Origin of the sequence: Bradyrhizobium sp., assembly GCF_019242285.1 — a bacterium.
In the GTDB taxonomy this organism is placed as follows: Bacteria; Pseudomonadota; Alphaproteobacteria; order Rhizobiales; family Xanthobacteraceae; genus Bradyrhizobium.
Genome location: NZ_JAFAVV010000699.1, coordinates 1 through 5964 on the forward strand (window position 1 = coordinate 1; position 5964 = coordinate 5964).

The following is a 5964-nucleotide window of genomic DNA, read 5'->3' on the forward strand; positions in this document are numbered from 1 at the left end:
CTGGGCGATAAGGTCGAGTTCGTTCCCGTCGACCTGATCGCCGCCGAGCACAAGCAGCCGGCGTTTCTCGCGAAAAATCCGTCCGGCGTCCTGCCGGTGCTCGAACTCGACGACGGCACCCTGATCTCGGAGTGCACCGCCATCACCGAATATCTCGACAATCTCGACGGCAAGCCGACGCTGACCGGCCGGACGCCGCGCGAGAAGGCGCTGATCCATATGATGCAGCGGCGAGCCGAGGCCCTCGTGCTGGATCCGGTCGGCGAGTTCTTCCACCACGCCACGCCGGGGCTGGGCGCCGCGTTACAGGCCTTCAAGAGCCCGGAATGGGCGGGCAGGACCGAGATGGGCCAGCGCCAGGGCGAAAAGGCCAAGGAAGGCCTCAAATATTTCAACGAAGTCCTTGGCCGTCAGCCCTATGTGGCAGGCGATGCTTTCTCCATGGCCGACATCACCCTGCTGGCCGGGCTGAATTTCGCGCAAGCGCTGGGCCTGGCTCCTGCGGACGCGACCCCGCTCAAACAGTGGCAGGAACGCGTGGCCGACTTGCCTTCGGTCAAGAACCGGAGCGGTCAGAACTTCGTGGCCGAAGATCTCAAGCGGATGGGTTATTGAAGAGCGCACCGTGTGGATCGGCGCCGCGCCGCCTCCGGATGCGCTGCGCCTCCCTTAGCGAAGATGCCTCGCGCTGCGAACGGTAGTGTCCGAGCGCGCGAGGATCACGCCTTCTCCAAGAGTTGCAGGCAGAAATCCCGGAACGTCTTGCCTATCTCGGTCTCGCTGGTCGCATTGTAGACGATCGCGAGACCAATATCGAGCGACGGAGAGCGACCTTGAAGAGCCAAAAAACGGACCTTCCGGTTCTTCACCCGGGAGTGCAAGGAAGGAACCAGCGCGACACCCATCCCGGCGGCGACCAGACTGATCGCCGTCTGGATTTGGGTCGCTTCGTGAACGATCTTGGGGGAGAATCCGGCGACACGGCATGCGTTCGCTACGGCAAAATTGATGCCGGTGGATTCGCCACGTGAGTAGGAGATGAACGCTTCCTCCGACAATTCGCGAAGATGACCAACCGCGCGGCGCTCCGCCAGTCCGTGCGTATGCACGGCTGAGGATCGAGGCGGCCGCCAGCGGCGGGCGGACGATGATAGGAGTTCTGACATGATGAAGGACGCGACTGAGCTGGCTGCACTCGTCCGAACTAAGCAGATTTCGCCGGTCGAGATCGTGCGCGATCATCTGCGCCGCATTGACGAATTGAATCCGAAGCTCAACGCAATCGTCACGCTGGTGGCCGACAAGGCGTTGGAGGCGAAGCGCGCCGAAGCCGCGGTTACCGCGGGAGACCGGTTGGGTCCGCTGCATGGCGTGCCGTTCACCGTCAAGGACGCCTTGGACACGGCTGGCGTACCGACCTAGCGAGGCTCCCTTCTCTTCAAGGGGCGGATTCCCGAAGAAGACGCCACGGCCGTGGCGCGGCTGAAGTCAGCCGGAGGTATCCTTCTCGCGAAAACAAACCTGCCCGAATTCTCCTATGCCACGGAAACCGACAATCGGTTGACCGGCCGGACGAACAATCCGTGGAATCTCAACCACACTCCTTGTGGTTCGAGCGGGGGCGAGTCCGCGGCGATAGCCGCAGGAATGTCTCCCCTCGGTCTCGGAAGCGATGTCGCCATTTCGGTGCGAGGGCCGGCTGCTCATACCGGAATCGTCGGGCTACAGGCTACTCATGGGCGCATCCCGGTGACGGGCCACTGGCCGCGGGCGCCTCGTCGTCTCTGGCATGTCGGTCCCATGGCTCGTTCCGTCCGAGACATTGCGTTGGCCTATTCGATCCTTGCGGGTCCAGATGGCCGCGACGGGTATGCCACCAGCCCGATCGACATCGATACGGGCATAGGCGAAAACTCCGACCGGACATTGCGCGTCGGATGGCTGGTCGGGCCTGGCTACGGACCTGTCGATCCTGACGCAGCCGCGACCGTCGCCTCCGCGGCGAAAGCGCTGAACGAGGCCGGCTGCGAAGTTGAAGAGGTGGTCATCCCGGAGCTGGAGACATACAACTCGCTCGACCTGTATTCGAAGCTGCACATCCTCGAGACCAAGCCGATTTTCAAGCAATTGGCGGCCGGCCGCGAAGCCGAACTGTTCAAGATCATTCCCGCGATCCTGCGGTCGCCGGATACGGCGGTAGACGGCTACGTCGCAGCCGAGCAGTCGGTCGAGAAATTGAAAGACGCCTTTGCGGCTTTCTTCGAAAGATATGACGCGGTGCTCTGTCCCGTGACGCCATTCCCGGCGCCGCCTCACGGCCTGACCGAACTAGTGGTGAACGGCGAGACGATCTCCGGCCGCAGCATGCTGAGGGCGACGGTGCCGTTCAACCTGACCGGTCTTCCCGCGATATCCCTGCGTTTCGGAACGAGTCGGGGCGGGCTGCCGATCGGCGTGCAACTGGCATCGCGTTGGTTCGCCGAGTCGACCATATTGCAGCTCGCGCGGCTGCTTGAGTCTTTCAGTGCCGTTCGCAATCCTCATCCATCGCTCTGACTCTGTAACAGAGGGGGCCGCGCGAAGCGACCTCGATAGCCTGTTGGTACGCGCGATACGGCGGCTCGCATGACGCGGGGACCGAAACTGAGCAATTCGGGAATTGACATATCCGACCGATTGGTCATTCATCTGTCATGCCAAGACCGTCCAATCCCGAAGTTCGAAGACGATTAATTGAGAGCGGCATTACACTGGTAGGCAAACAGGGTTTTGCTGGCTCCGGTGTGGCCGACATTACCGGCTCGGCCGGAGTTCCAAAGGGATCCTTTTATCAGTATTTCGAGAACAAGCAGTCCTATGCGATCGAATTGATGGATGAGTATTGGTCCGCGATAGAGGCCAGACATACGCAAATTTTGCATGACGAGAGGTACGCTCCTCTTGATCGTATCGCCCGACACTTTCGTTCCATCGGGCAGGACCACAAGCAGCAGAAGTTCGCTCTTGGATGTCTTATCGGAAACCTCGGCCTCGAGATGGCGGATGCCGGCGAGGATGCACGAGCCAAGCTGCGCCAAATCCTGAGGCATTGGGCCTCGTTGCTCTCTGATTGCCTGAGACAGGCGCAAGCGGCCGGTGATCTAGACCGCAAGGCAGATGTTCAGGAGATAGCTGCAGCCCTTGTCGACGCATGGGAGGGCGCGGTTATGCGCGCCAAGATCGAACGAACCGGCGCCGCGTATAAGCGGTTTGAAACGGTTGTCCTGCTGCGCCTGCTTGCTTGAGGTCGAACCCACGGCGGAATTCTAATCATCCATTGCCTAACGAATGCTCTTGCTGGATGGATCGCCATTCGATAATAAGTGACCAGTCGTCTATTTAAATGGGAGTGGTCGATGACCGCAAAGTCAGGTGGCATCTACGCAGAGCCGGTAAATCCGGCGCTGCCAAAGGCTGATTTCAGATTCGACGTGGCCCGCTCAGCGCTGGTTGTCGTGGACCCGCAGATCGATTTCCTTAGTCCGGAGGGAGTTAGCTGGGGTGTTTTCGGCCCCAGTATTACCGAGAACGACACCGTCGCGAACGTCGGACGTCTGTTCAAAGTTGCCAAGGAAGCGCAGATGCCCGTCGCGATTTCGCCGCACTACTATTACCCCTGCGATCACGGCTGGAAGTTCGCAGGCCCGCTCGAAAAGCATATGCACAACATCAAGATGTTCGACCGCAAGGGCTCAGTCACGCTAGCCGACTTTGAAGGGTCCGGTGCCGACTTCTTGCCGGCATACAAGCAGTACATTCTGGATGGAAAGACCATCATTGCTTCGCCGCACAAGGTCTATGGCCCAGAAACGAACGATCTGGTTCTTCAATTGCGCAAAGCCAACGCTTCTCAAGTCGTTCTGGCAGGCATGGCCGCAAATTTGTGCATTGAGGGCCATCTGCGCGAACTGGTCGAACAGGGGTTTGAAGTTGTCGTCGTCAAAGACGCAACAGCCGGACCGCGAATCCCCGAAGGGGATGGCTACTTGGCTGCCCTGATCAATTTTCGATTCCTTGCCCACGCTCTCTGGACCACCGACGAAGCCGTCCAACACCTGTCGTCGGCCAGAAGCCGAGCAGCATAAAGAGACCTACAGCATCCTCCATGCGCCCGAAGACGCGGCGACGGCCAGAGATTCGGCCGTCGCCGCCGCAAAGGCAACCCACGGAAAAACCCATGAAGAGTACCGATCTCACCGAAAAGCTGCTCGACATCAAGCGCGAGAAAGGCTGGTCCTGGAAATTCATCTGCGAAAAAATCGGAGGGCATTCGGAAGTCCTCATTGTCGGAGCGCTGCTGGGGCAGATGAAATTGACCAAACCGCAGGCAGAAAATGCCGCCGAGCTCTTTGATTTGTCCGCTACCGAAGCACGAATGCTCCATGAAATTCCGATGCGCGGCGATGGGACCACGATGCCACCTCGCGATCCGCTCATCTATCGTCTGTATGAACTCGTGATGATCAATGGTCCGGCCCGGAAGGCTCTGATCGAGAGGAGTTCGGCGACGGCATCGAGCATGTAGAGCATTCCGGCCGGTCGCCGATGGAGGCAAGCGGCTCGCATTCGAGCTCAAATATCCGAACGTCAGTCGGAGAGTGAGCGAGCAGCTTCGTGCGAGGTGCTTGCTTACAACGCGACCGTAAGGCTCAAAGACATCCGTTTGGGCATCGTCTCATCCGTCTCAATCTCGCTGATGATCGAACGTGTTCGCGAGGTACCTAAGGCATGGAAGGATCGATGTTTGCCATTCCGCGCCGCTACAGCCATTTCGTCTTTGGGGTCATACAGTCTGGACTGACCTCTCTTGTTGCTGCAGGCATTGCGAGCTTCCCATTCTTGGCGACCGGCCATTTCCTTTGGAATTGGCTCGCCTCCTGGCTGATTTCGTGGGCTGCCATGCTGCCGGTGGTTGTTCTTGCCGCACCAGCGATCAGATCCCTGGCTTTGGCTCTTACCAGAGATAAGCCTCGCCACTGAATGGAATGCGATTCCATCAGGGCCTCCAGGTGTCCACCGTTAGGCGAAGCCAAGACCTCGGAGATCCTAATGCGCGCGCTCGCTGTCGGCGAGCAGAGTGAGGGCTAACACATTTGCAATCGAATGATGATCGTCATATAACATGGAAAGCGGGACTGACCCGTTCCCTGCCTCAGGATGCATCAGCGATCTGGCAATCATCCATTTTGAGGACAGTTCATCGAGCAAAGGGGACAGAATCTATGCGCGCTGTACAAATCTCCTCCTTCGGCAGCCCGGTTGAAGTCGCAAAGCTTGTGGAATCGCCAGAACCTGGCCCGGTAGGGCCCGAGGAGGCGCTGATACAGGTCGAATATTCGCCGATCGATCCGGCCGATCTGCTTCAGATCAGGGGTCTCTATGGCGTGCGACCGAAACTGCCGGCGCCGGCTGGAAGCGAGGGCGTCGGGCGGGTGATCGCGGTCGGAGATAACGTTCAAAATGTTTCGTTGGGCGATCGTGTTTTGCTCCCGATGGGAAAGCCCGCCTGGCAGGAGTTTGTGCTTGCGCCCGCCAAGGAACTCTTCGTCGCTCCGGATGCTGACCCGAAGCAGCTCAGCATGCTCGCCATCAATCCTCCTACTGCGGCTCTAATGTTGAAATCCTATGTGAAGTTGTCGCCGGGCGATTGGATCATCCAAAATGCCGGCAACTCGGGAGTCGGGCGCGCGATATCCGCCTTTTCCCGTGAATGGGGCCTTCGTCTGATCAGCGTCGTCCGCCGGGAATCTCTAGTCGAACAACTGAAGGGCGAGGCTCATGAGATCGTGTTGATGGAAGGACGCGATCTCGCAGCACGCGTCGCAGAAGCAACGGGAAAAGCGCCCATCCGTCTGGGGCTGGATGCGCTTGCGGGAGACGCCGGCTTTTCGCTTGCGATGACGCTGGCAGCCAATGCCACCATGG

The 5964-nt window shown here is 59.3% G+C and carries 6 protein-coding genes and 2 pseudogenes; 7 read left to right on the forward strand and 1 reads right to left on the reverse strand.

Going from position 1 to position 5964, the window contains the following annotated elements:
• Positions 1 to 615, forward strand: a 615-nt coding sequence (locus tag JOY90_RS28235; protein WP_291694384.1) for a glutathione binding-like protein, incomplete at its 5' end; no start/stop codon positions are given.
• Between the two features lie 104 nt (positions 616 to 719).
• Here JOY90_RS28235 and JOY90_RS28240 read toward each other — a convergent pair.
• Positions 720 to 1109, reverse strand: coding sequence for a LysR family substrate-binding domain-containing protein (locus JOY90_RS28240; protein WP_291694385.1), 390 nt, complete (start codon positions 1107 to 1109; stop codon positions 720 to 722).
• Between the two features lie 58 nt (positions 1110 to 1167).
• Between JOY90_RS28240 and JOY90_RS28245 the strand changes: the two are divergent.
• The 6 genes and pseudogenes from JOY90_RS28245 to JOY90_RS28270 form a co-directional block, all read left to right on the forward strand.
• Positions 1168 to 2556: pseudogene (locus JOY90_RS28245) on the forward strand (amidase).
• A 137-nt stretch (positions 2557 to 2693) separates the two neighbouring features.
• Positions 2694 to 3284 carry a TetR/AcrR family transcriptional regulator gene (locus JOY90_RS28250; protein ID WP_291694386.1) on the forward strand — a complete coding sequence of 197 codons (591 nt, stop codon included), beginning with the start codon at positions 2694 to 2696 and terminating at the stop codon, positions 3282 to 3284.
• 111 nt (positions 3285 to 3395) lie between these two features.
• Entirely contained in the window at positions 3396 to 4124 is a 729-nt protein-coding gene (locus JOY90_RS28255) for an isochorismatase family protein (RefSeq protein WP_291694387.1), read from the forward strand.
• A 92-nt stretch (positions 4125 to 4216) separates the two neighbouring features.
• A pseudogene (locus tag JOY90_RS28260) lies at positions 4217 to 4554 on the forward strand (cyanase); the annotation flags it as partial.
• Positions 4555 to 4779: 225 nt separating this feature from the next.
• Entirely contained in the window at positions 4780 to 5019 is a 240-nt protein-coding gene (locus JOY90_RS28265; protein ID WP_291694388.1) for a DUF2798 domain-containing protein, read from the forward strand.
• 242 nt (positions 5020 to 5261) lie between these two features.
• Positions 5262 to 5964, forward strand: a 703-nt coding sequence (locus JOY90_RS28270) for a zinc-dependent alcohol dehydrogenase family protein (protein ID WP_291694389.1), incomplete at its 3' end; no start/stop codon positions are given.